Annotated in this window: 24 protein-coding genes and 1 pseudogene; 17 read left to right on the top strand and 8 right to left on the bottom strand. The window is 61.2% G+C overall.

The features are described from left to right. Positions 1-9: 9 nt before the first annotated feature. Positions 10-435, bottom strand: a complete 426-nt coding sequence (locus tag JONANDRAFT_RS06625; protein ID WP_008521870.1) for an ImmA/IrrE family metallo-endopeptidase — start codon at positions 433-435, stop codon at positions 10-12. 7 nt (positions 436-442) lie between these two features. Continuing rightward, positions 443-814, bottom strand: coding sequence for a helix-turn-helix domain-containing protein (locus tag JONANDRAFT_RS06620; protein ID WP_008521869.1), 372 nt, complete (start codon positions 812-814; stop codon positions 443-445). A gap of 103 nt (positions 815-917) precedes the next feature. Here JONANDRAFT_RS06620 and JONANDRAFT_RS06615 point away from each other — a divergent pair, with 103 nt between their 5' ends. Both JONANDRAFT_RS06615 and JONANDRAFT_RS06610 read left to right on the top strand, forming a co-directional pair. After that, positions 918-1,796 carry a LysR family transcriptional regulator gene (locus tag JONANDRAFT_RS06615; protein WP_008521867.1) on the top strand — a complete coding sequence of 293 codons (879 nt, stop codon included), beginning with the start codon at positions 918-920 and terminating at the stop codon, positions 1,794-1,796. Between the two features lie 97 nt (positions 1,797-1,893). Beyond that, entirely contained in the window at positions 1,894-2,196 is a 303-nt protein-coding gene (locus tag JONANDRAFT_RS06610; RefSeq protein ID WP_008521866.1) for a YerC/YecD family TrpR-related protein, read from the top strand. A gap of 67 nt (positions 2,197-2,263) precedes the next feature. Here JONANDRAFT_RS06610 and JONANDRAFT_RS06605 read toward each other — a convergent pair whose 3' ends face one another. The 3 genes from JONANDRAFT_RS06605 to JONANDRAFT_RS06595 form a co-directional block, all read right to left on the bottom strand. Beyond that, on the bottom strand, positions 2,264-3,376 hold the full coding sequence (locus JONANDRAFT_RS06605) for an efflux RND transporter periplasmic adaptor subunit (protein WP_008523270.1): 1,113 nt from the start codon (positions 3,374-3,376) through the stop codon (positions 2,264-2,266). 14 nt (positions 3,377-3,390) lie between these two features. Then, complete coding sequence (locus tag JONANDRAFT_RS06600; protein ID WP_008523269.1) at positions 3,391-6,504, bottom strand: efflux RND transporter permease subunit; 3,114 nt, start codon at positions 6,502-6,504, stop codon at positions 3,391-3,393. Between the two features lie 218 nt (positions 6,505-6,722). Beyond that, the gene (locus JONANDRAFT_RS06595; RefSeq protein WP_008521863.1) at positions 6,723-7,415 is read right to left on the bottom strand and encodes a queuosine precursor transporter; all 693 of its coding nucleotides are present in this window, start codon (positions 7,413-7,415) and stop codon (positions 6,723-6,725) included. 87 nt (positions 7,416-7,502) lie between these two features. Between JONANDRAFT_RS06595 and JONANDRAFT_RS06590 the strand changes: the two genes are divergently transcribed. Both JONANDRAFT_RS06590 and JONANDRAFT_RS06585 read left to right on the top strand, forming a co-directional pair. Further along, positions 7,503-8,093 (top strand): ribonuclease HI family protein, encoded by a 591-nt coding sequence (locus tag JONANDRAFT_RS06590; RefSeq protein ID WP_008521862.1) that lies wholly within the window; start codon positions 7,503-7,505, stop codon positions 8,091-8,093. Beyond that, a complete protein-coding gene (locus JONANDRAFT_RS06585; RefSeq protein WP_008521860.1) occupies positions 8,086-8,751 on the top strand; it encodes a M48 family metallopeptidase in 666 nt (221 codons plus the stop codon). Before JONANDRAFT_RS06590 ends, JONANDRAFT_RS06585 begins: the two co-directional genes overlap by 8 nt. 55 nt (positions 8,752-8,806) lie before the next feature. Here the strand turns inward: JONANDRAFT_RS06585 and JONANDRAFT_RS06580 are convergent, their stop codons facing one another. Then, entirely contained in the window at positions 8,807-9,622 is an 816-nt protein-coding gene (locus tag JONANDRAFT_RS06580; protein ID WP_008523268.1) for an MBL fold metallo-hydrolase, read from the bottom strand. 123 nt (positions 9,623-9,745) lie between these two features. On the opposite strand from JONANDRAFT_RS06580, the gene ychF reads away from it, so the two are divergent. From ychF to JONANDRAFT_RS06520, 13 genes and pseudogenes are all read left to right on the top strand, one after another. Further along, a complete protein-coding gene (gene ychF / locus JONANDRAFT_RS06575; RefSeq protein WP_008521857.1) occupies positions 9,746-10,834 on the top strand; it encodes a redox-regulated ATPase YchF in 1,089 nt (362 codons plus the stop codon). A gap of 87 nt (positions 10,835-10,921) precedes the next feature. Next, positions 10,922-11,368: a hypothetical protein gene (locus JONANDRAFT_RS06570; protein WP_008521854.1), complete on the top strand. Its 447-nt coding sequence runs from the start codon at positions 10,922-10,924 to the stop codon at positions 11,366-11,368. 38 nt (positions 11,369-11,406) lie between these two features. Then, positions 11,407-13,263: a polysaccharide biosynthesis protein gene (locus JONANDRAFT_RS06565; RefSeq protein WP_008523267.1), complete on the top strand. Its 1,857-nt coding sequence runs from the start codon at positions 11,407-11,409 to the stop codon at positions 13,261-13,263. Then, positions 13,244-13,324 (top strand): annotated as a pseudogene (locus JONANDRAFT_RS08565) (prepilin-type N-terminal cleavage/methylation domain-containing protein); the annotation flags it as partial. The gene JONANDRAFT_RS06565 and the pseudogene JONANDRAFT_RS08565, both read left to right, overlap by 20 nt. 9 nt (positions 13,325-13,333) lie before the next feature. Further along, the gene (locus JONANDRAFT_RS06560; protein ID WP_231286753.1) at positions 13,334-13,696 is read left to right on the top strand and encodes a hypothetical protein; all 363 of its coding nucleotides are present in this window, start codon (positions 13,334-13,336) and stop codon (positions 13,694-13,696) included. 18 nt (positions 13,697-13,714) lie between these two features. Continuing rightward, positions 13,715-14,287, top strand: coding sequence for a signal peptidase I (lepB, locus tag JONANDRAFT_RS06555; RefSeq protein WP_008521851.1), 573 nt, complete (start codon positions 13,715-13,717; stop codon positions 14,285-14,287). Then, positions 14,287-15,132, top strand: coding sequence for a YlqF/YawG family GTPase (locus tag JONANDRAFT_RS06550; protein WP_008523266.1), 846 nt, complete (start codon positions 14,287-14,289; stop codon positions 15,130-15,132). Before lepB ends, JONANDRAFT_RS06550 begins: the two co-directional genes overlap by 1 nt. Beyond that, positions 15,129-15,716 (top strand): ribonuclease HII, encoded by a 588-nt coding sequence (locus tag JONANDRAFT_RS06545; RefSeq protein ID WP_008521849.1) that lies wholly within the window; start codon positions 15,129-15,131, stop codon positions 15,714-15,716. Before JONANDRAFT_RS06550 ends, JONANDRAFT_RS06545 begins: the two co-directional genes overlap by 4 nt. Next, positions 15,694-16,161 (top strand): YraN family protein, encoded by a 468-nt coding sequence (locus tag JONANDRAFT_RS06540; RefSeq protein ID WP_008523265.1) that lies wholly within the window; start codon positions 15,694-15,696, stop codon positions 16,159-16,161. The genes JONANDRAFT_RS06545 and JONANDRAFT_RS06540 overlap by 23 nt, the downstream gene beginning before the upstream one ends. Beyond that, a complete protein-coding gene (locus tag JONANDRAFT_RS06535; RefSeq protein WP_008523263.1) occupies positions 16,151-17,659 on the top strand; it encodes a YifB family Mg chelatase-like AAA ATPase in 1,509 nt (502 codons plus the stop codon). The genes JONANDRAFT_RS06540 and JONANDRAFT_RS06535 overlap by 11 nt, the downstream gene beginning before the upstream one ends. Next, the gene (gene dprA, locus JONANDRAFT_RS06530; RefSeq protein ID WP_008523262.1) at positions 17,656-18,729 is read left to right on the top strand and encodes a DNA-processing protein DprA; all 1,074 of its coding nucleotides are present in this window, start codon (positions 17,656-17,658) and stop codon (positions 18,727-18,729) included. Before JONANDRAFT_RS06535 ends, dprA begins: the two co-directional genes overlap by 4 nt. Next, the gene (locus JONANDRAFT_RS06525; protein ID WP_008521772.1) at positions 18,726-19,643 is read left to right on the top strand and encodes a pyruvate, water dikinase regulatory protein; all 918 of its coding nucleotides are present in this window, start codon (positions 18,726-18,728) and stop codon (positions 19,641-19,643) included. Before dprA ends, JONANDRAFT_RS06525 begins: the two co-directional genes overlap by 4 nt. Before the next feature lie 106 nt (positions 19,644-19,749). Then, on the top strand, positions 19,750-20,304 hold the full coding sequence (locus tag JONANDRAFT_RS06520; RefSeq protein ID WP_008521771.1) for a manganese efflux pump MntP: 555 nt from the start codon (positions 19,750-19,752) through the stop codon (positions 20,302-20,304). Positions 20,305-20,345: 41 nt separating this feature from the next. Here JONANDRAFT_RS06520 and JONANDRAFT_RS06515 read toward each other — a convergent pair whose 3' ends face one another. Beyond that, on the bottom strand, positions 20,346-22,271 hold the full coding sequence (locus JONANDRAFT_RS06515; protein WP_035786976.1) for a S9 family peptidase: 1,926 nt from the start codon (positions 22,269-22,271) through the stop codon (positions 20,346-20,348). Between the two features lie 104 nt (positions 22,272-22,375). Next, positions 22,376-23,077 carry a cytochrome c biogenesis protein CcdA gene (locus JONANDRAFT_RS06510; RefSeq protein ID WP_008521769.1) on the bottom strand — a complete coding sequence of 234 codons (702 nt, stop codon included), beginning with the start codon at positions 23,075-23,077 and terminating at the stop codon, positions 22,376-22,378.

Below are 23,077 nucleotides of genomic sequence, written 5' to 3'. Positions count from 1 at the left end.
AGTTTTCAGCTACCATTCGGTTCCCGCCTCTTCCCACAGCGGCAGGACGGCAGCCCAGGCGAAAAGGTCTGCCTGAGTTTCAAACCGGCTGAGCGGAACGAGAGTCTGGGACCAGAAGTAACACCCTTTATGGTCGTGAAGCAGGTGGTGCAGCTCGTGGTAAAAGGCGAACTGCTGCCAGATGTAAGGAAGGTCGGCATTGACGTAAATTCGCCCTCGGCCAAGCTCTCGCCTGACGTAGGTGAACGCCCAGAGCCGGGGCGAAAGGGGCGCGTGATGAAAGTCCACCTTCAGCCCGGTGTCCTCTTCGAGGCGAACCTGAAGCTGGAAGTCGTCCAAGTCCCGCCACTTTTTCGCCTCTGATTCGGCCCAACTGGGGACCGACTCAGGCGGCGGCGGAAAGCTGAACTCCAGCTGTGGTTCTTGATCGTTCATTGACCGCTCAGAGGTTTTCGGCCGATTTCGCTTCGTTCTGCCAGTCTGCCAGAGCCGCGTCGATGAGCCGGTGGACCATCGCCACGTCGCGGGGCGTCAGCTTGTGGCTGCGGTACCAAATCTCAAGCTCTTCCGGACGCTGGAACAGCTCTTCCAGCTGAAGACGGCCGCTTCTCTCGCTGGGGAACTCCTCCAGCAGGTCGGCCGGGTCAACTTCCAGAGCGTCGGCCAGTTTGTGAAGCAGTTTCATCGACGGCGACCGGCGGTTGCTTTCCAGCGCTTGTATATAAATCCGGCTCACCTCGGTCACCTCGGCCAGCTGCTGCTGAGTCAGCTGGTGAGCCTTACGGAGCGAACGAAGGCGCAGTCCAAAACTCATGGCATATCCTCCTCGTAACAGATACAAGATGTTATCTTTATCATAAGCCACTTACCGAAGAATTGCAACCAGATTGGAGCCGGACGGACTCCAGCAAGGAGTGATGACAGTGGATTTGAAAGAACTGGAAACGTTTATCGCCATCACCGAAAAGGGCAGTATTTCCGCCGCCGCGGTGACCTTGGGCATCTCCCAACCGGCGGTCAGCAAGCGCGTCGCGCGCCTTGAGGATGAGATGGGGGCGGAGCTATTCGTCAAAGGGCACCGGCATTCCGATCTGACGGCGGAAGGCGAGATCTTCTACAAGACGGCCCTGCGCATGCTGGACATGCACAAGAAGACGAAGCTTCAGATCGCCGAGCTGTCTCAGGACCTGTTCGGCACCGTGACGATCAGCGCCAGTTCCATTCCCGGCGACTTCATTCTGCCGGGCTTGCTCGTCGAGTTCGCCGAGCTGCACAGCGGTGTGTCGGTCCACGTGAACACCACTGACTCCCAGACGGCCCTGAAGGCCCTGTCCGACAAGGAGTCGGACTTGGCGGTCATCGGCGTTGACAGAAGTCTACCCGGCTACACGTCGGTGCCGTTCTTTGAGGACGAGCTGGTGCTCATCGTCCCGAAGACGCACCCGCTGGCGGGACGCTCCAGCGTGGAGATGGACGACCTGACGAACCTGAAGCTCGTCGGCCGCGGCAGCGGCTCGGGCACGCGGCAGGTCTGGGAGCGCCAATACAAGAATCGCCTTGGGGCGATGAAGGACATCGAACTGCAGTTCGGTCATGCCATCGGCGTGGTGAACGCGGTGGCGAACGGCGGCGAGGCCGGCGTCATCTCCCGTTTTGCCGCCGAGACGAACCCGAACGTGGCGATCATTCCGTTCAAGCCGTCGCTCCATCGGTCGTTTCATCTGGTATACGGCATGGCCTCCACGAAAGCCGTCGACGTGCTGATTTCGTTCCTGCTGAACCGAACCGGCAGGTAAGTGATGTTCGGCACTTGTGTTTGTTACATTGAAGTGTTAATATAAGAACGATTGAAAGGCTCGCGCATTTCCGATTGAAGAAGGGAGACGTCGGCCAATGGAGAAATGGAAAGATCAACATACTGATCAGCTCTGCCGAGCATTTTTGTCCTTGAAGACTATTGACGAGATGTACGCTTTTCTTGAGGACGTGGCGACGATCGGTGAGATTCGAGCGCTTTCTCAGCGGTTGGAAGTCGCCCGGCTACTTCAGGGTGGGTTTACGTATCCTCAGATTGCCCAGCAGACCGGCGCGAGCACCGCGACGATCAGCCGAGTGCGTAAGTTCCTCGACTACGGAGCCGATGGGTACCGTATCGCCCTCGAGAGGGTTGCCGCGGAAGAAGGCGGCGTCAAGTAGTTTTATTCGGTTAAAAAGTGGCCCTCTGCTTTATGCAGAGGGCCACTTTTTGTCTTGGGCGTTGCCGCTAGTTTGAGGACGAAGAGAGGATCTTCACAGGCTGGCCTTCGGTCAGTCCGGAGCCGCCGAACGTGATGACCTGGTCGCCCTGCTCGAGGCCTGACGTAATTTCAACCTTGTCGCCCGACGTCATGCCGGTGGAGACCTTTTTGCGGTGCGCCACGCCGTCCGCGGCCACGATGACCCACGTGCCGGTCTCGTCGGTTGTCAGGGCCGACCGCAGAAGGATAAAGGCGTTTTCCGCGCTTTTCAGGATGATCTGAGCCCGTCCGAACATGCCGGGCCGGAGCCGGGACGCGCTGCCCGTCGCGTCAAGGTGGACTTCCACCGGAACGGTGCGGGTGTTCGGGTCAACCGAGTCGCTGATGAAGGCGATTTTTCCAGAAAAAACGTCGTTCGGCAGGGCGTCGACCTTGACCTTCACGGGTTCTCCCAGACCAATGTCGTAGCGCCGGCTTTCCGGGACGCTGAGGGTGCCTTTCAGGTGCGTCAGGTCGGAGAGCTCGACGACCGGCGTCGCCTTGCCGACCGTTGCTCCCGGGGCCAAGTCGAAGTCGTTCAAAACGGTGCCGCTGAACGGCGCCTTCAAGAACGCCTTGTCTCGCCTGACCTGCTGTTCGGCCAGCTGGGCTTGAGCCTGAGTCACTGCGGCTGCAGCGGCTTTTTCGCTTGACGAGGCCGAAAGCCAAGCCGTCTTTTTGGCCTCCAGTTCCTGCTGGGTAGAAAAGCCGGACTCGCGGAGCTTTTGGTACCGAGAGAGCTCCGACTTGGCGTTGGCCGCTTGGGACCGGGCCTGTTCGACCCGCGCTTGGGCCGCGGCGACGGCCGCCTTCGCGGATTGGAGCGCGGCGTCGGATTCTTGATGGTCCAGTTCGGCCAAGAGGTCGCCTTGAGCGACCGTCTGCCCCTTGTGGACGTGCAGGACCGACAGCTGGCCGTCAATCTGCGGGGCGAGTTTGACGTACTGTCGGGATTTGAGCGAGACGTTCTGCTCGATGACGTTTTGAAGCGAACCGGTCGGTGAGACGACCGTCACGGAAACGATAGCCGGCTCCCCCGCGAAAGCGGACGGAAGAGCGGCGGCGAGCGCCAAAAGAGCGAGAAGGAAAGGGCATTTCATAGGAGGTGCTCCTTTCAGATGCGGGCTGCTGCCCCGAAGGCGGCGCCTTTGCGCCGGGCAGAGCGAAGTCGGCTCCACGCCTTGAGCCGAGAGAGGCGCGCCTTGAGCTTGTCGGAGAACTCGTCGACCACGAGGTAGACGACTGGAATGACCAACAGGGTGAGCAGGGTAGAAGTGACCATGCCGCCGATGGTGGCGATAGACATGGGCTGACGGATTTCGCCGCCCTCCACCATGTTGAGGGCCACTGGGACGGCGCCGGCGATTGTTGAGATGGACGTCATGAGGATAGGCCGAAGCCGACGGGGGCCGGCGGCCAGCATGGCCTCAAACCGGGACAGGCCGGAAGCGCGGAGCTGGTTGGCGTAGTCCACCAGAATGATGGCGTTGTTGACCACGATGCCGACCAGCATGATGATGCCCATCAGGCTCATGACGCTCAGCTTGAGGTGAGCAGCCAGAAGCAGGCCAAACGCGCCGCTCGTCATGAGGGGGACGGCGAACATGATGATCAACGGGTGGATAAACGACTCAAACTGAATGGCCATGACGGTGTAGACCAACAGGAGGGCGAAAAGCAGCCCGGAGAACAGATACCCGAAGTTTTCCTGCATTCGCTGCGCGTCGCCGGAAGGGATTGCCATGATCCGCCCGTCGGCAGGCGCGTGGCGCTTAAACGCCGCCTCGGCGACCGCGTAGCCTTCGCCGGGGGAAATGCCGTCAACGTCAGCAGTGATTTGGATGGTCTTCAGCCGGTTGTACCGCTTGATCACGTTGGGAGCCAAAGTCATCTTCGTCTTGACCAAGCCGTCGGCCCTGACGAGCCGGCCGTCGTTCGTGCGGGTGAAGACGGATAAAATTTTCTCCGGCGTCGTCCGGTCCTCTGCCCGGGCCTGAAGCCGGATATCGTAGCTGTGTCCCCGGTCCTTGAACGACCCGACGTTGGAGCCGCCGAAAAGCGTCATGACCTCGGAGGCCAGACTGCTCACCTTGACGCCCAAGTCGTCTGCCAGCGGCCGGTTGATTTCCACGTCGATTCTCGGCTGGTTCAGTTCCACGTCGGTTTTGACGTCCACCAGCCCTTGCGGCGTGGACTGGAGGTCGGCCGTTATTTTATTGGCCAAGTCGATCAGCTCTTCGGAGCTGGAGCCCAGAAGTCTCATTGACACGGCGGAGTTCGAGCCCCGGCGGCCCAAGGTGATCTTGACTCCCTTGAACGCCTCAAGTTCTTTTCGTAGCTCTTTGACGATGACCGACTGGGTAGGCCGTTTGTTCCGGTCGATCAGCACCAAGTTAAGAGTCCCTTTGGAGAGCTCGCCGCTCATTCCGCCTCCGATCGTGCCGTACGTGTAGGCCACGTAGGGATTGGACTTCATCGAGTTGATCAGGTTCGTGATAAACGCCTGACTGGCTTCTAGGGAGGCGGAAGCGTTCAGCTCAAAGTTGACGTTGATCTCGCCCTCGTCCGAGGAAGGGACGAACTCGGAGCCCAGCCGGGAGGCGAAAAACAGCCCGACAGCAAACGTCGCGCTGGCAAACAGCAGGGTGAAAAAACGGTGGCAGAGCGCCCACCGAAGCAGCCGGGTATAACCGCGCTGAAGCCACGTCTCCGGGGCTTTCAGGATTCGCTCCAACATCGTCTCGCGCTTGCGGGCCAACAGTCTGGAGCACAGAAAGGGCGTCAGAGTCAGCGAGAGCAGCAGGGAGACGAGAATCGTCACGGTGATGGTAAAGCCAAAGGAGCGGAAGAACCGGCCGACGACCCCGGGCATGAGAGCCACGGGCAAAAAGACCGCGACGGTCGTCGCCGCCCCGGCGACGACGGCGCTGCTCACTTCGGTCGTTCCGTCCAGCGAGGCCCGAAAGGCCGTCTTGCCTTGGTCAAAATGGTGGTGAATGTTTTCCAGCACAACGGTCGTCGCGTCCACCACCATGCCGATGACGAGGGACAATCCCATGGTTGTCATGTTGTTGATGGTAAAGCCCATGCCCCATAGGAAGAGCATGCCAATCAAAAGGCAGACCGGCATGGTGACTATTGTGACCAACGTCGATTTGAGCGTCCTCAGGAACAGGAACATGATGACTGCCGTCAGCAGGATGCCGGAAATGATGTTGCTCAGCACGCCCTGCATTGACAAGCGGATAAACCGGGCGTTGTCCTGAACGACCTTCAGCTCGATGCCGGCAGGCGCCGTCGCGTTCAGGCTTTTGATTCGCTCTCGGACGGCGTCCGACAGGGCGACCTCGTTGGCGCCCCGCTGTTTGCGGATGACCAGCAGGATCGACGGGGCTCCGTCGACGACCGCGTAAGAATTTCTGTCCTCGAAACCGTCCTCGACCCGGGCCACGTCGTGAAGCCGAATCACCGTACCGTCGACCGTCTTCACCGGCAGCGACGCCAGAGAGTCCACGGTCTCATATTCGCCTTTCAATCGGATAGAATAGTCCTGCGTCCCAGTTTGAATCTTACCGCCGGGCAGCTCGATATGGCTGGCCGCGACGGCGTTTCTCACGTCCGAGACGGTCAAGTTTCTGGCAGCCAGCGCCTCAGCGTCGAGCCACACGCGGATTTGGCGTTTCTGAAGGCCCTGCATGTCCACGCCGCCGACACCTAAAGCCGTTTGGATCTGTTCTTTGGCCACCGAGTCGGCATAATCTGATAGAAGCGTTCGGCTGACGCCTGACGACGCTGTGACAGCCACGTACATGACCGGCGTGTCGGCAATGTTGAACTTGTCAACGATCGGCGTATCCGCCGCGTCGGGCAGCTGGCGCTGGGCCGTGCTGACCTTTCCTCTCACGTCCGCCGCCGCGTCGGCGATGTCCTTGGACAGCTCGAATTCCACGATGGTAAAGCAGCGGCCCTCGTAGCTGTTCGACGTCAGGCTCTTCACGCCTTCGACGGTGTTGATCCGAGATTCCAACGGGTCGGCCACGTCGTTGTCAACGACGGTTGGACTTGCGCCCTGAATGGTGGTGGACACCAGCACGATGGGAATATCCACGTTGGGCATATTCTCCATCCCCATCTGCCTCAGGCCGTACAGCCCAAAGAAGATGGCCACAATCGTGGTGATGATGACCGTCACCGGGTGGGTGAGCGCGAAGCGCGGCAGACCTCTCATTATAAAAAGCGTTCTCCCTTCAAGTCTCAGACAAATAACAGCATGCGCCTTCAAAAAATGACAGCAGCTGAACCGCTCGGCGTCTTATCCCGAGGGATCGCACGCGGACGCCGTCAAATAGGACGATGATTGAAGTATTCTAACATTCACGTTTTCAAGGTAAAGCGGTGAAACGACCGAAGTTGCTTCCAAGCTGATTTATCTGATGTTGCGTGATGTTACGCGGAGAACAGGCCGGCCCTGCCGGTACGGTAAAGGTGTCTGGCCAGGTAGAGGAACGGGGTGTCGCAGAGGGCGACGATGAACTTGAACAGGTACGTGGAGATGACAATCTGCCAGAACACGTCCGTCGGCACCGTGCCCCAGAACGCTAGAAACGAGAAGACGACGCTGTCGATGAGCTGCGAGACCATCGTGCTTCCGTTGTTGCGCAGCCACAGCATTCGCTCGGCCGTGTGCTTTCGGATCCAGTGGTACGCCCAGACGTCGTGAAACTGAGAGATGCCGTAGGCGGCTAAAGAGGCCAAGGCGATTCGGGGCATGACCTTGAAAATGGTTTCCAACGCCGGCTGGGCCGTGTCAGCTTGACTCGGGACGAAAACGAGGGCTAAATTCATAATGCCGGTCATGGCGATCAGCGAGAAGAATCCGATCCACACGGCCTGTTGGGCCGGCCCTCGGCCGTGGTTTTCCGACAGGATATCGGTAACCAGAAACGACGTGGCGTAGACGATATTGCCCAGCGTGGCTGTGACGCCGAAGAGCTCAACCAGCTTGACGACTTGGACGTTCGCCAGCACGACGGAGAGGGGAATCCAGTACAGCAGGCCCTCCCGTCCCCAAAGGCGGTACAGCAGCATCACGCAGCCGAAATTGGCGAGCATCATGCCGATCCAGAGCAGTTCGTTCAACTCGTTTTTCCCCTTTCAATTTGAGTACTCGAAAGGTATGATAACAAAACGGCGCCCGTTTGGGGCGGTTTGTGAGGTGGTGTTAGGGTGGAATGGCAGGGTTTTTTTGACGGCGCGTCCCGAGGCAATCCGGGGACTGGCGGCGCCGGAGCCGTTTTGCTGTGCGGCGGCCGGCCGGTATGGCAGGCTGCCCTGCCGATTGAGCTGTGCACCAACAACGAGGCGGAGTACACCGCCCTGGGCTTGCTGCTGAGAGAAATCGAACAGCGCGGCCTGCGCGGCGCTTCCGTGTTCGGCGACAGCCAACTGGTAATTCGGCAGGTGACCGGCGCGTGGAAAATTAAAGAGCCGCGGCTCGCGGCTCTGGCGGCCCCGCTGATCGAACTGGCGAAAACGTTGGGCGTTTCCTTCCGCTGGGTGCCCCGGGAGCAGAACGCTCTGGCCGACCGGCTGTCCAACCGGGCAATCGACGAGGGCGAACTGGTGGAAACCTTCGACGTGCCGGATATGGAACCGGTGCGCGGCTCGGCGTCATACCGGCAGGTCGCCTCAGGCATATGGCTCGTCGAGGAAAACGGCGAGACCTACGCGGTGGACCGAACGCACGGCAGCTGTACCTGTCCGGAATTTGCGGCCCGCGGGCGATGCCGTCACTTCAAGCCGGAGGCCGATGACTGACTTTCCCGCGCCGGTAACCCGTCGGACCAGCCGAGGAAAACGGCTGACCCTTCGGTGGCGCGGCAGCTCGTTCCTCCTGTCCGTGCCGCTCGGGACGGACGAGGTGCTGGTGCAGGCGTTTTTATCGTCCCGGCAGGACTGGATGGCCCGTCTCGCAAGGGAGGCGCCGCCGCCCTTTGACGGCGCAGACGGGGACGTTTTTTCTTTGTGGGGACGGGAGATAACCGTTCGCACGGCTTCCTGCTCCCGGTGGATTTTTAACGGCGAAACGCTGGCCCTGCCGTCCGCCGCGTCGGCGGCGGAACGGCTCATTCTGGTCAATCGCTTTTTGTGGGATCAGGCGCGGGTGAAGCTGCCGGATATTTTCTCTCAGGCGTGCCGGCTTTTCGGCGTCCCCCCGGGACGGCTGTCCATTCGATCTATGTCGTCCCGATGGGGAAGCTGCACGCCCCTCAGGCGGGCCGTGCGGCTGTCGGTGCGGCTGGTTCACTTTCCTGAGAAAATGGCCTTGGCCGTCGCCGCTCACGAGGTGGCGCACTTTTTTTGCCGCGGGCACGGGGCGGAGTTTCGCCGGATCCTCGAGAGCGCTTTCCCGGGCGGCACGGCGCTGGAACGGCAGCTCAACGGCGCGGCTCGGCAGGTTCGCTTCCTGTGCTGACTAGGGCCTTGAAAAAGTCCGGCCGGTTCAAAGAGCCGGCCGGACTTTTTTGTCTTTATAGGTCGAGGACCGTCCCGCACCCGGCCCACTCGACGTCGTCGAAGAGCGTCCTCAGCCTGACGGCGGGCTGAAAACCGGTGCAGTGACAGAGCCGCCACTTCTTCACGCCCCAGTGCTTGAAGTCGTCGAGCCACAGGTCCATATCGGCCGGGGAGAGGCCCTGCATGTGCGTGCCGCCCAAGACGCAGTGATACGAGTCCAAGCCGTTAAAGAGCTTTTTTGCGCGGCGGAACACGTTCGGCAGCGCCGCGTGAGAGCAGCCTAAAAGGAGCGACGGGCCGTTGTCCCCCTCGAGAACGAACGACAGGTCGTCCCGGAATCGATCCTGAACTGGCTGCCCGTCTTCGCCGTCCGCGGCTAAACCTTTGCCGTTGCTGAACCGTTCGTCCCGCTCTTCGGCGGGGACGTCGAACGCCCAAAGTCGAGGCGCGACTTGAACGGCGCCTGACACAGGACGAAACTCCAACCCAGCAAGCTCGGGGACGTCGAGGACTTCCATGCGTCCGTCGGCCGCTAACCAGCGGCGCCGCCTGAAATCGGCCCCGGCCCAGACGGTCGCTTGGGGGCAGGCCTTCAGGACCGAAGACAGTCCACCGCAGTGGTCCACGTGAGCGTGGCTCAGCAGGATATGGCGGATCTGGGACAGGTCAAGCCCTAAAGCGGCGGCATTATGGCAGACCGCAGTTCCTGACAGCCCGGTGTCTATCAGCGTCGGTTCGGCAGAGCCGACCCAGAGGCTGAGGCCCCATTCGCCAATTAAATATGGGGACATACGGGTGACCCAATTTTCGACGACCACGCAGACTTTCAAAATCTCGCTTCCTTTCGTCCAAATTTCTTTTTATTTTTATTATACGATCCCACACGCCGATTGAACGGCAGTTAGTGGTACAATGCAAGAGCTGGTATTGTCCGCAGAAACGGAGGAAATTCCATGAAACTGGGAATCGTTGGGCTGCCCAACGTGGGGAAAAGCACGATTTTTAACGCCATTACGCAGGCCGGCGCGGAAGCTTCAAATTACCCGTTCTGTACTATCGAACCGAACGTGGGAATGGTCGCCGTGCCGGACGAGCGGCTGGACGTGCTGGCCCGGATGTACGAGTCAAAAAAGATAACCCCGGCGACGGTTCAGTTCTTCGACATCGCCGGACTCGTTAAAGGGGCTTCCAAAGGCGAGGGACTGGGGAACCAGTTTTTGTCGCATATTCGGGAGGTCAACGCCATCTGCCACGTGGTACGGTGCTTTGAAGATTCGAACGTCACCCACGTGGACGGCTCGGTTGACCCAATGCGAGACATTGAGACCATCGAGCTGGAACTCATCCTGTCGGACCTTGAAATGGTCGAGCGGGCTGTGGCGAAGACGGAAAAGCTGGCAAAGGCCGACCGGTCGCTGGCGCCGACGCTCGAGCTGTTCGAGCAGGTGAAGAAGACCCTCGAGGCGGGCCAGCTGATCCGAACGCTGAGCCTGACCGACGAGCAGAAATTAATTTTAAAGGGGATGAACCTGCTCTCCGACAAGCCGATGCTGTACGTGGCCAACGTGTCGGAAGACGATTTGGCCGGAGGATTAGGCGAGTACGCCGCGGCGGTTCAGCGTTTTGCCGCGTCTCAGGGCGCCGGGTTCGTCGCCATCAGCGGCAAGGTCGAATCGGACTTGGCTGAGCTGGAGCCGGAAGAGCGCAAGGAATTTCTGGCTGACTTGGGGCTGGAAAGCGCCGGGCTGGACCGGCTGATCAGCGCCGGATACAGCCTGCTGGGCCTGATGTCGTTTTTAACCGCCGGAGAAAAGGAGACCCGGGCTTGGACTATTCCCGTGGGGACAAAGGCGCCGCAGGCCGCCGGCGTTATCCACACCGACTTTGAGCGGGGCTTTATCAGAGCTCAGATCGTGAGCTATAACGACCTGGTGGCGTGCGGTTCCGTCGCCGAGGCGAGAGCCCGCGGCCTTCTGCGGCTCGAAGGCCGGGACTACGTCATGCAGGACGGAGATGTGGTAGAGTTCCGGTTCAACGTATAGCGCGTTTGGCGCTGGCACGAGATCTTTTTTCGATCAGAATGAAATCAAGCTCAGAAAAAACGCAGTCAAATTGAAGGAGGATCCCCAATGGCAATGCCGATGCAAATCAGTCTCGACGAGGTTTTATCCATGCTTCTCGCCCGGGTTGACAGCCTGTCGGTTCAGGGTGAAAACACGAAAAATCGGTTCAACGTCCTCGCTCGGGCGCTTTATAAAAAAGGCCTGCTGACCGACCAGGATCTGCTCGATTCCCTGAAGGACGAGCACCAGCTGCTGCTTGACTTAGGGGCAATTCAGTCCATGCCCGACGATGAGGCTCTGAAGGCGATGGCCGACAACTTGGTTCAGTGGCTCCAAGGCGACGCGCCGGCCATTAAAAAGTCCATGGAGGAGTACGAGGCGAAAATCAAGAAGATGGTCCAAGAGGAGCAGAGCAAGCCTCGGCTTGACGTGGCGTCGGCCGCGGATCTGAAGCGCCTCGATCGGCTCAGCGGACAGGGAGCGGCGGGCTCAAGCAAACTGCTTCTTCCGTAACAGTGGGTATTCAGAGCGGGAGAAAGGAGGCATATCTCGTGAAGGAAAGTTTTTTTGAAAAGCTAGTTTCCTTCTGGCGCGGTGTTGGAAAAAACAACGGAGATGTGATGGTCATCGACGCCGTTGGATTCGCGCTGTCTGCTTGGATTGCTTTCTCGATGCGCTGGACTCTTTACTTCCCAAGTAACTATTGGAGCCAGATGTTGACGATGATGGGAACTTTCATCGTCTGTCAGATCGGGGCCATGCTCGTTTGCCGGGTTTATCGGATTTATTGGCCGTTTGCCAGCCTTGAAGAACTGTTGCTTTTGGGTCGTAGCTTTTTGTACGGGTATGTAGTATTCCTTGGGTTGCAGTTTTCCCTTGGAAGACTGACGGGGTTTTCTCGGGCGATTTTGATCATCATGCCGGTTTTCGGGATGGGATCTCTTCTGCTGACCCGTCTGTCCTGGCGGCTGCCGCTGAAGTGTCACGCCGCCGGACTGCCGGAACGAGTGGTTATCGTCGGAGCCGGCGAGGCAGGCAACATCTTGGCCAGGGACCTGATTCGCCAAGGCGGCCGAGGCTGCATTTTGGGTTTTGTGGACGACGACGCGCAAAAGCTGGGCAAGCGGGTCGCTGGGATTAGAGTCTTTGGCCCGCTGTCGTCGATCGAGAAAATCATTGAGCGCCTGAAGCCGGAAACCGTTATCGTCGCCATGCCGTCGGCTCCGCTGGGAAAAACGCGGGGGCTGCTGGACCAGCTGGTCGACTTGGGGGTCAACGTTCGGTTTCTTCCCAGCATGAAGGACTTGGCCAGCGGGGCCGTTTCAGTCAGTCAGCTGAAGCCCGTTTCGTTGGAGGATCTCCTGTGCCGCAGCCCAATTGAAATGGACTTGGAGCGGCTTGACGGGCTAGTCAAGGGAAAATCCGTCCTAGTGACCGGCGCGGGCGGCTCTATCGGCAGTGAGATAGTCCGCCAGCTCCTGTTGGCGAAGCCGCAGAAAATCGTGCTTCTGGGGCACGGCGAGAACTCAATTTATCAGCTGTTGGAAGAGCTGGGGCCAAAAGCCCAGTCTGTCCAGCTGGTGCCGGTGATCGCCGACGTGGTCGATCGGCCGACGATGAAGCGCGTCTTTGAAAAACACCGACCGTCCGTTGTGTTCCATGCCGGAGCCCACAAGCACGTCCCGCTGATGGAGGACAACCCGCGGGAGGCCGTCCGGGTGAACGGCTTGGGCACTTGGACTGTGGCGGACTTGGCCGGCCAGTTCGGCGTCGAGCGGTTCGTGATGATCTCCACCGACAAGGCCGTCAACCCGTCGAGCGTCATGGGCGCCAGCAAACGGTTGGCCGAGCTGGTCGTCCAGGATATTCAGAAAAAATTTCCTCAGACGTTTTACATGGCGGTTCGGTTCGGCAACGTGCTGGGCAGCCGAGGAAGCGTCATTCCCAAGTTCGAGCGGCAAATCGCCGCGGGCGGCCCTGTGACGGTGACGCACCCGGATATGTGCCGGTACTTCATGCTGATCCCAGAGGCGGCCAAGCTGGTGCTGGAGGCGGCGTCGATTGGGAACGCGGCCGATATTTTCGTCCTCGACATGGGAGATCCTGTGAAAATCGTCGACTTAGCCCGGGCGATGATCCGGCTTCACGGCCTCGTCACCGATCAGGACGTCAAAATCGAGTTCTGCGGCTGCCGGCCGGGCGAAAAACTTTTCGAGGAGCTTTTCTACGATCCGGCTCACGTGGAGCGGACTTCGCACATGAAGATTTTCAGGGCCCGTCTGGACAGCTTCAACTTCCAAGGGCCGGTCGAGGGGGTCCTTCAAGGGATCATGACCGCGCCGGACATCCGGCAGGCCATCCGTTCCGTCGTGCCGGAATACGCCCCCAATGCGGTCGACGCGTCGTAGGCGGAGGGCTTTTTCTCTCGTTGAGACGCTCGTTTGTCTGGCGGTTATATCCGTCGCGGCGGCCCTTTCCGTGGCGTTCCGGCCAAACGACGGCCGGCTGCGCCAAGAGACAGAGCTTTTAGCTGACTGGGTTCGCGGACAAATGGTTCAGTCAGACAGGCTGCTGGCCGGCTGTTCCTTCCGATTAGCTGGAGGGGAGGCAACGGCCCGGTTGACCGCTCGTTTTGCCGGCCGTCCGGGAGAGGAGACGTTCTTTCCCCGGCCGCCGGTCAGGCTTCTGTTGCCTTCAGGTACTGGCGCCGTTTGGCGCTGGTCGTATCAGCCGTTGGTTCACACCCTGACGCCTGCCGTCCGATGGCAGTTGGCTGACGGGAAGAGCCGGGGAACGGTAATCGTTTCGGGACGCGGGGCAGTCAGGACGTCTTTTGATTAAAATTTATTGGGAGGAGAGATGGTCGTGCTCAGCGTGTGGCAGCGGATAACCGACCCGTTCAAACGTATCTGGATAGACCTCATTCCAAACGCGCGGGTTCGGGATTGGGCCGAGACGATTATTTGGGCTCTGGTCATCGCGTTAATTCTTCGGACGTTTGTTATTCAGGCTTTTTACATCCCGTCGGGCTCGATGATCCCGACGTTGATGCCGAACGACCGAGTGTTTGTCAACAAGTTCATTTATCGGTTCAGGGAGCCGCGCCGGGGCGAGATTTTCGTGTTCAAGTACCCGGAAGACCCGTCCAAGGACTACGTGAAGCGCCTCATCGCGGTTCCGGGCGACAAATTTTCCATCCAGGACGGCACGGTGTTCATCAACGGAAAGCCGATCGACGAGCCGTACGTGAAGTACAAGGACAGCTTCACGCTTCCGGAGCTCGTCGTCCCGCCGGACAGTTTCATCGCTTTGGGCGACAACCGGCCGAATTCTGCTGACAGCCGTTTTTGGGGTTTTGTCCCTCGGGCGAACTTGAGCGGCCCGGTCATGTTCAGGTTCTGGCCGCTGAACCGTTTCGGCTTGGTGGACTGATGGCCGGCCGGACGGCTTGGTTCCCCGGCCATATGGCCAAGGGGACCAAAGAGCTGACCGCCCTGATGGAGAAGCTCGACGCGGCGGTCGAAGTCCGGGACGCTCGGGCTCCCGACCTGACGGCGTCCCCGTTGGCTTCTCAGCTGGGCGAAATGAAGCCCCTCTGGCTTGTGCTGACAAAATCAGACCTGGCAGACCCGGCGACGACCCGGAAGTGGCTGGACCACTTCCGTTCTCAAGGGCGTCTTGCCTGGGCACTCGACGCCAGAGCTGGCCGGTTTGATCAGGTTCGCAAGGCCGTGAGCGCTGCCGCTCCGGCGTACCGGGAACTGCGTCTCGCCGTTTTCGGCATTCCAAACGTGGGCAAGTCGGCTTTTTTGAACGGACTGGTTGGCCGTCGGGCCGCCGCCGTCGGCGGCGTGCCGGGAGTGACCAAGGCGGTGAACTGGTACAAAGGGGCTGGGTGCTTGGTCGTGGACTCGCCGGGGATCTTGGACCCCAAGGCGGATCCGCTGACCCAAAAGGCGTTGTGTTGGGTCGGCTGTTCCAAGCCCGACGTCATCGGCGGCTGGGAGACCGTTGCCACTGATTTGCTCCTGTTCCTGCGCCGCGGCGGCTTGTGGAACGTGATCGAAAAAAAATGGGGCGTCAAGCAGAGCGAAGACCCGGCGTTCGATTTGGAGACTGTCGGCCGCCGGCTCGGTTGCCTTGCTCCCGGCGGTTCCGTCAACTGGGAGTTAGCCGGCCGCCGGTTGGTTGACGCGTTCGCCTCCGGCTCGATTGGGAAATTCTCCCTCGAGGCCCCTGACAGCCCCGCGTCGTCAATTTTGGAGGGGCTCGAGTGATTTTAGCGGGCGTTGACGAGGCAGGCCGTGGTCCTCTGGCTGGCCCGGTGATGGCCGCCGCCGTGATCCTGTCGCCGGAACAAAAAAACGTTCTGGTCCAGTCGGGCCTTCGGGATTCAAAAAAGCTCTCGGCGAAGAAGCGCGAAAAACTCTTCGGCCTGATGCAGGAGTTGGGCGTGGTGTGGCGGCTCCAGGCTGCGTCCCGCCGACGGATCGACCGAATGAACATTCTGCAGGCCACGCTTTGGGCTATGGCTCGGGCCGTGAACCGGCTCCCGGCCACGCCTGACGGCGTGGCCGTGGATGGCTCGCAGGAGATTCCGGGGATCAGCCTGTACCAGCAGGCGATCGTCGGCGGCGATGACCTGTACCCGGAAATTTCCGCCGCGTCGGTTGTCGCTAAGGTCGTCAGGGATCGACTGATGACGGCTCTTGACCGGTTGTATCCCGGTTACGGGTTGGCCCAGCATAAGGGTTACGGCACGGCTCAGCACCAAGAAGCTCTGCTGCGCCTTGGTCCGACGCCTCTCCACCGCCGAAGTTTCTGCTGGGGAACCGCCGATGGACTTCGTCTCCCCAGATAGCGGCGCGCCTTTCCCGGGAAACGAAACGTTTTCCGGACAGGTGGGCGCTTCCGGGCGAACCGCGTTTCTAGCCCAGGACAGCTTGGCCGTTGGGCGGTGGGCGGAGGATTTGGCGGCTGATCTGCTGGCTGAAGAAGGGTATTCTGTCTGCGGGCGAAACGTGCGCGTCGGCCCGTGCGAGCTGGATTTAATCGGATTTATTGACGGCTGTTTGACGGTCGTCGAGGTTCGGTGCCGTCAGAAGAGCCGGCTTCAATCGCCCGAGGAGACCGTTGGTCCCAGAAAATGGAACGCGCTTGTTCGGGGAATCAGAGGATATGCGAGCCAAACAGGCTGGAACGGCCCGATGAGAATAGACCTTTTTGCCGTGACGGTCTGCGGGCGGCGCTGGTCCGCCCGGTGGTACAAGGACGTGGAGATGGGGGTGGCCGACTGTGGCAGGTGACGTGCTGGGCGTGACGCTTCGAGGCGTTCAGGCAGTCGAGGTGGAAGTTGAGACCGAGATAACGTCAGGGCTTTTTTCGTTCAGCATCGTCGGTCTGCCCGACGCGGCCGTCCGGGAGTCGCGGGAGAGAACTCGGGCGGCTCTGAGAGCCATCGGACTGCCTTTAACCGGCAAAGTCGCCGTGAACCTTGCGCCGGCTGACCTTCCCAAGGAAGGCAGCCTGCTTGATCTGTCGATTGCTGCAGCGTTAGTTGGGCGAATTTCCGGCCGGCCATTCAGCCGGCCGGCAGTGTATCTTGGGGAGCTATCGTTGGACGGCCGCCTGCGGGCGACCCGCGGCGCCGTGCCGGCGGCCATGCTGGCACGCTCCCTTGGCCGTCCTCTCATCTGTCCGTCGGCCAACGCGCCGGAGGTCGGCCTTGTGGAAGGCGTCGAGGCCTACGGGTTTGAAACTCTGGCTCAGGTGCTTGACTATCAGGGCGGCCGAAGTTCTCCCGACCCGATACAGTACGTGCCGTCGCCTGAGTGGGTTCCTGACGCGTCGCTTCCCGATCTGTCGGACGTGAAGGGACAGCTGATGGCCCGCCGCGCCGCTGAAATTGCCGCCGCTGGTCACCACAATATCCTGCTGGTCGGCTCTCCTGGCAGCGGAAAGACGATGATCGCCCGGTGCCTGCAGGGCATCCTGCCGCCGCTCTCGAAGGACGAGTTTTTGGAGACCCTGCTGATACGAAGCGCCGTGGGAATGCCTGTTCCGCCCGACCGGCGGCGGCCGTTTCGTCAGGTTCACCACACCGCAAGCGCCGTGTCAATCTGCGGCGGCGGCAACGACCTGCGGCCCGGCGAGGTCAGCCTGGCTCACCGGGGCATGCTGTTTCTGGACGAGTTCACCGAGTTTCGCCGTGACCTGACCGAGGCGCTCCGCCAGCCGCTGGAAGACGGGTTCATCACCGTGACGCGGGCGTCAGGAAGCGTCACGTATCCCAGCCGGGTTCTCCTCGTCCTGGCAGCGAACCCCTGCCCCTGCGGACACTTTGGCGACGCGCTGGAAAAATGTAGCTGTCAGCCGCAGGAAGTGGAGCGGTACCGGCGCAAGCTGTCCGGCCCGATGATGGACCGGGTCGACCTGTACGTGTCAGTGCCGAGGCTGTCGCCGCAAGAGCTGCTTGACCTGAAGAGCGCGCCCGGCGAGCCGTCGTCGGTCGTTCGGGCGCGGGTAGCCGCCGCCAGAAAGCGGCAGTGGGCCAGAGGCAAAGAGCTTGGCGTTTGGTGCAATGCCGAACTGCCCGAGCGGTTCCTCAAAAGCTCAGAGAGCCTTTCCTCCGAGGGCCGAAAAGAACTCTCCAGCTCGGCTCAGACGCTCCGTCTGACCGGCCGAGGCGTCGTTCGGGTGCTGCGGGTGGCCCGAACAATCGCCGACTTGAAGGGCGACAGCTTGATCGGTCCCGAAGCGGTGATGGAAGCGCTGGCGTTTCGGCAGGGGAGCGTCCTGTCATGAAGAAGGAAACGCTGGTCTGGCTCGGCTCCGGGACCTTGTCGGCTCGGGCGCTGGAAGGCTGTCCTGATGTCGACGGTCTGGAACTTCTTGATTGGCTCAGCGCGCGCCGCGCGGTCACGCCGCAGCAGGCGTCTCGGCTGAGAGATCTGTGGCGTCAGGGCTGGCCAGCTCGACAACTGGAAGACTGCACCGAGTCCGGCGTGACCGTCGTCACCTGCCGTGACAGCCAATATCCCGAGCGCCTGTGGGACTGCGCGGAACCGCCGATGGTTCTCTACTGCCGTGGCCCGGTCGTCCAAAGCGGCGTGGCCGTGGTGGGGACGAGACGGTGTTCCGCCTACGGGGCTCACGTCGCCCAGTGGGTAGGCCGCGGTCTCAGCGAGGCTGGCGTGACCGTCGTCAGCGGCGGTGCGGCCGGCGTGGATGGGGCGTCGCACAGCGGGGCGCTGGACGGTGGAACCCCGACGGCCGCCGTGCTTGGCACCGGCGTGGACGTGGTCTGGCCGCGGGGGCACGAGGAGCTGTTCTCCCGGATCATCGGTTCCGGCGGCTCTCTGATCTCCGAGTACCCGCTGGGAGCCGCGGGGAAACCGTGGCACTTTCCCCGGCGTAACCGTATCGTCGCCGCCTTGGCGACGTCCGTCGTGGTGGTCGAGTCGCCGATTCGGGGCGGCGCTATGATCACGGCTCGTCTCGCCATGGAAATGGGACGGGACCTGTGGGCTGTTCCCGGCCGTATCGACGAGGATACCTGCGCCGGCAGCAACCGGCTTCTTTATGACGGCGCGACGCCGCTGGTGGACCGGCAGTCGTTTCTGCAGTCGGTGACAGGTTTGGGGCAGTTGAACCTGTTTGACGCCGACGGCGAGTCCGGCCTGAGCGATGTCCAGCGAAGCGTTCTGGAAGCCGTCCGCTCGAGCGGCGACAAGTCGGCCGACCAGATTTCAATCGACTCGGGCGTCCCGCCCTATCAGGTGCCGGGCGTCCTTTCTGCGCTTCAGGTCAAAGGGCTCATTTATCCGTCCGGCGTCGGCAGGTGGCGGGCGGCAATGCAGGGAGGCAAACGATGACAGAGGGCCGGGCGAAAGATTTTGAGTTCTTCACGATTTCCAGCAGCGAGCCGGTGGACCACCAGATTTTCGTCGTGTCCGACTTCACCGGCGAGACAGCCAGCTCGACGACCCGGGCGGCCCTGCGCCAGTTTACAGGCGACAACGTGGCACTTCGCCGGTTCCGCAACGTCAGAGATCCGGAGCAGATCGTCAAAATCTGCGACCTAGCCAAGGCCCAGAAGGCGATGGTCGTGGCCACGCTGGTGGCTCAGAGCATGAGAGATCGGATGACCCTTGAGGCCACAGCTCGGTCTCTGGTGTTCGTCGACCTAGTCGGCCCGCTGCTGGACGGCATTTCAAGCACGATCGGTCAGGCGCCGATGGGGCAGCCGGGCAGCGACCACAACTTGGACGAGGAATATTTTCGCCGCGTCAAGGCCATCGAGTACTCCAGCACGTGCGACGACGGCAGCAATCCGGCGCTTCTTCCCGAGGCGGATCTGGTTATCGTCGGCGTGTCTCGGACCTGCAAGACGCCGCTTTCAATGTACTTGGCCAACAAAGGCCTGCGGACGGCCAATGTGCCGCTCGTCCCGGAGCTCGATCCGCCGGAAGAGCTGTTCCGGGTCACACCCGGTCGGGTCATCGGCCTGGTCATCGCCCCGGAAGCTCTGATGAAAATTCGTCGGGATCGGCTCGTCATGCTGGGGCTTGACCCGCAGCGGGCCTCGTACGCCCAGATGGAGCGCGTCTCCCTTGAGCTTTCCTACGCTCGGCACGTGATGGAGCGGCTGGGGGCCTACGTGGTGGACGTGACAGGCCGGGCGCTGGAAGAGACGGCGCAGGAAATTCTCGAGTACTTCCGAACCCGCGAAGAGGAATTGGCCAGCGCGTCGGGGGATCGGGCGGGGCGGAAAGTCTCGCCGGCTTAGGAACCGGTTTTGGAGGAAAGTCGGACGGATCGGGGGATTTGTCCGGCTCTGTGAAGTCTCAGGGGGGAACGCTCGGAGTTTTTGGGCGCGAGAGGGGAAGATCCTGTTGTTCGGGAATTTGTGTCTGCTGGCGTTCGGCTTGGGGGCCGACGCCTTCGCCGTGTCGGCATGCAAGGGCCTTGCCTGTCCCAAGGTGACCCTTCGGGAGGCCGGCATCGTGGCGGCTTGGTTTGGCGGGTTTCAGGCCGCCATGCTGTTGGGTGGCCTGTGGCTGGGCGTCCTGTTCGGCGGCGTCGTTCAATCGCTGGATCACTGGATCGCTTTCACTCTGTTGGCGTTGATCGGCCTGAATATGGTCGACGAGGCCATCAGGGGGGAGAGCCAGTGCAGAGGGGCGTTTGACGCGGGAGATATGCTCGTCTTAGCGGTCGCCACGAGCATTGACGCGATGGCGGCTGGCGTGACGCTCGTCTGGCAGGACGCGCCTCATGCCGTCGCGGTCGGCGTCGTCGGCGTTGCTGCCGCGGCCATGTCGGCGGTCGGGATTTTTCTGGGCCGGAGTGTCGGTTCGCTGCTCGGCCGTTGGGCCCAGCTTGCCGGCGGGGCCTGCCTCTTCTGGATAGGTTTGAAGATTTTGCTGACCCACACGGGCATCATATAAAAAATTCGCCGTCCCTTTCGGGGCGGCGAATTTTTTGTCGGTTACTTGTGGCAATCGAACCAGTCGGCGATCTCCCGAAGCCGGGCAAGCCGCTCTTTCGGCTTGCCGCTGCGGCTCAGCTCGTGAGTTTCCTCGTGGAACAGGCAGAACCGGCACTCAACGCCTCGGACCTTTAAGGCGGTGAAAATTTGAGTCGCTTGGTTCATGTCGCACCGCATATCCTTGTCGCTGTGAATCAGCAGAAGCGGCGTCTTGATGTTCGCCGCGAACTTGAGCGGCGAGTCGTTCCAGTACCGTTCAGGGTAATCCCACGGCGTGCCTTCCACGTGCTGGTCGTCCACGAAGAAGAACCCGATGTCGGTTGAGCCGTACATGGAAGTCCAGTTGGAGATGGAGCGCTGGGCGCAGGCGGCCTTGAAACGGTCCGTGTGTCCCACGATCCAGTTGGTCATGTATCCGCCGTAAGAGCCGCCGGTGACGAAAAGCTCGGCCGGGTCGATGAACGGCGCCTGCTTCAGGCACTCGTCCACGAACGTCATCAGGTCCGAGTAGTCCCAGTCGCCGTAGTGTCCCCGAATGTCGTCGAAGTCATCGGTCCGGCCGTCGGCGCCCCGCGGGTTCGTGTAAATCACCGAGTATCCTCTGGCGGCCCAGCACTGCATCTCGTGGAAATAGACCTCGCCGAACGCCGCCTTCGGTCCGCCGTGAATGTGGAAGACCGCCGGGTATTTCTTGCCGTCGGCAAATCCGTACGGCTTCATGATCCAGCCGTCCAAGTCCTGCCCGACGTCGTTTTTGTAGGTGAAGTGTTCCGGCTTTGAAAGCTCCAGTTCGCCAGTCAGGCCGTCGTTGAACGACGTCAGTCGGACCGTCTCGCCGCCCTGGAGGACGAACAGCTCCTGAAGGTTCAGTCCCTGATGGCCCACAAAGGCCACGGTTGAGCCGGCAACGCCAAAGTCGTTCACGGCGTTTAAGTCGGTCAAGGCCCGCCAAGCCCCGTCGCTTTCCACCGCGTACAGGTTGCTCTTGTAGCCGCGGGTGGCGAGGCAGATGATCTGGCCGTCCCGGACGTAGAAGGACTGACGCTCTCCGACGCCGTAGTGCACGTCGCAGCACACCGAGTCCCTGAACCAGCTGTCCAAGTCGCCGGCGATCAGCTCCGGTTTTTTGCCTGAAATATCGAAGAACTGATAGTCCTGATTCAGCCCGCCCCTAACGCAGTCGGTCGCCTGGACGACGATCCGTCCGTTTCGATAGCCGGCGTAGTTGAACCGCCAGTCAAGCCCGCTGGACTTGAGCTCCGGCTTGCCGGACGCCAAGTCAATTTCGTAAACCGAATTCTTTTTCGGGCGGACGTCGTGCCAGACCGCCGCGGTCAGAAGAACCCGGCTCCCGTCCGGCGAAAGGGTGGCCATCTCCACGTCCCAGTCCGGCCCGGTCAGCCGTTTTTCCTCTGAGCTGTCCCAGAGGAGCAGGGCCCACCGGCGCGAGGGCGTGAACCCCGAACCGTTTGAAGAGAACGGCAACTCGGTGAAAACCGAGTAGGACGCCTCCTCCGGGTTCGGCTCCTTTGCCTTAATCAGCGCCTTGACGAGGAACTTCCCGTCGGCCAGCGGCCAAATGTAGCCGCACTGGTAAGGCAGGTCGAACAGGTGTTGAGCCTCGCCGCCGTCGATCGGCAGACGCCAGAACCGGGTCGTCTCCTTGGGGGCGTCTCCCCGCTCGGAGGCGAACACGAGGGCACTTCCGTCAGGCGTCCAGTTGAAAAACTTTTCCCGGCCTGAGCCGGTCAGCTGACGGGTAGAGCCGCTGGCCAGATCGTGCAGCCACAGGTCAGAGTTGTAACGGTTCTCGTCCAGATTAGCCGAAGAGACCGTGAAGGCGATTTTCGAGCCGTCGGGCGAAGGGGTCGGCTGAGCCAGGAACTTCATCTTGAGAAGATCATCATGTTGAGGGGCGCGTTTCATGAACAGAACTCCTTTCATCGCGGCCTGCGAAACGCAGGCGGTTTTATTCTGCCGTTCGAGGATGGACAGCATACAGGCGGCCGGCTATTGACCGGCCGCCTGTATTATACATGGGCGATAAAGAACCACACTCCGGCGCCTAAGACGAGAACGCCGCAGATTTTTGACAGAATTGCCGAACTGTTTGACGTCTCGCTCCACTGGAGCCAGCCGGACAGCTGACGGGAGAACACGCCGGCGGCCAGAAGAAGCAGAGCGTACCCGGCAGCAAAGCACAGGACGATGCCCAGCGCGAACGACGGACTCTTCTTCCACGAGTTGATGGCCAAAAGGAGGAGCGGGGCCATGAAGCCGAAGGAGCAGGGGCCGGAGATCAGGCCCGAGAACAGTCCCATCGTCAGCGCGCCGCTGAGGCCGCTGCCTCTGGCACGAATGGTGCCGTCGGTCAGGCCGGGAAGCCGGAAAGCTCCCAGCAGGCCTAATCCGAAGACGACCAGAAGAACGGCAGTCAGCAGGCTGAGCCAAGGGACAAACTTGGCGAACGCCGCGCCGCCGGCCACCACGATCCCGCCGATCAGCAGGATGTTGACGAACACCCCGGACGAGAAAGCCAGAGAAACGAGAGCCGCTCGTGCGGTCGTCGGCTCGCCGTCATCGCGCTGCACCCATCCCATCACCATAGGAATGAGCACGAGAGCGCAGGGCGACAGGAGAATGCTCAGAGCGCCCCAGACGGCTGCGGCAGCCAGCCCTAGCGGGCCGGGAGTCGCCACGGCGTTTTGGACCGACGCGAGGAAATGCCACAC

Source organism: Jonquetella anthropi DSM 22815, assembly GCF_000237805.1.
Classification (GTDB): Bacteria; Synergistota; Synergistia; order Synergistales; family Dethiosulfovibrionaceae; genus Jonquetella; species Jonquetella anthropi.
The sequence above is the reverse complement of the archived record's forward strand: the minus strand, read 5'-3'. Positions and strand labels throughout refer to the sequence as shown.

Bases quoted from the DNA above. Each gene is read 5' to 3' on its own strand.
- JONANDRAFT_RS06570 (WP_008521854.1), top strand. From the start codon at position 10,922: ATGGCAATGCCGATGCAAATCAGTCTCGACGAGGTTTTATCCATGCTT.
- JONANDRAFT_RS06610 (WP_008521866.1), top strand. From the start codon at position 1,894: ATGGAGAAATGGAAAGATCAACATACTGATCAGCTCTGCCGAGCATTT.
- JONANDRAFT_RS06525 (WP_008521772.1), top strand. From the start codon at position 18,726: ATGACAGAGGGCCGGGCGAAAGATTTTGAGTTCTTCACGATTTCCAGC.
- JONANDRAFT_RS06615 (WP_008521867.1), top strand. From the start codon at position 918: ATGACAGTGGATTTGAAAGAACTGGAAACGTTTATCGCCATCACCGAA.
- JONANDRAFT_RS06600 (WP_008523269.1), bottom strand. From the start codon at position 6,504: ATGAGAGGTCTGCCGCGCTTCGCGCTCACCCACCCGGTGACGGTCATC.
- JONANDRAFT_RS06550 (WP_008523266.1), top strand. From the start codon at position 14,287: ATGGCCGGCCGGACGGCTTGGTTCCCCGGCCATATGGCCAAGGGGACC.
- JONANDRAFT_RS06620 (WP_008521869.1), bottom strand. From the start codon at position 814: ATGAGTTTTGGACTGCGCCTTCGTTCGCTCCGTAAGGCTCACCAGCTG.
- JONANDRAFT_RS06605 (WP_008523270.1), bottom strand. From the start codon at position 3,376: ATGAAATGCCCTTTCCTTCTCGCTCTTTTGGCGCTCGCCGCCGCTCTT.
- JONANDRAFT_RS06625 (WP_008521870.1), bottom strand. From the start codon at position 435: ATGAACGATCAAGAACCACAGCTGGAGTTCAGCTTTCCGCCGCCGCCT.
- JONANDRAFT_RS06585 (WP_008521860.1), top strand. From the start codon at position 8,086: ATGACTGACTTTCCCGCGCCGGTAACCCGTCGGACCAGCCGAGGAAAA.
- JONANDRAFT_RS06540 (WP_008523265.1), top strand. From the start codon at position 15,694: ATGGACTTCGTCTCCCCAGATAGCGGCGCGCCTTTCCCGGGAAACGAA.
- JONANDRAFT_RS06515 (WP_035786976.1), bottom strand. From the start codon at position 22,271: ATGAAACGCGCCCCTCAACATGATGATCTTCTCAAGATGAAGTTCCTG.
- dprA (WP_008523262.1), top strand. From the start codon at position 17,656: ATGAAGAAGGAAACGCTGGTCTGGCTCGGCTCCGGGACCTTGTCGGCT.
- lepB (WP_008521851.1), top strand. From the start codon at position 13,715: ATGGTCGTGCTCAGCGTGTGGCAGCGGATAACCGACCCGTTCAAACGT.
- ychF (WP_008521857.1), top strand. From the start codon at position 9,746: ATGAAACTGGGAATCGTTGGGCTGCCCAACGTGGGGAAAAGCACGATT.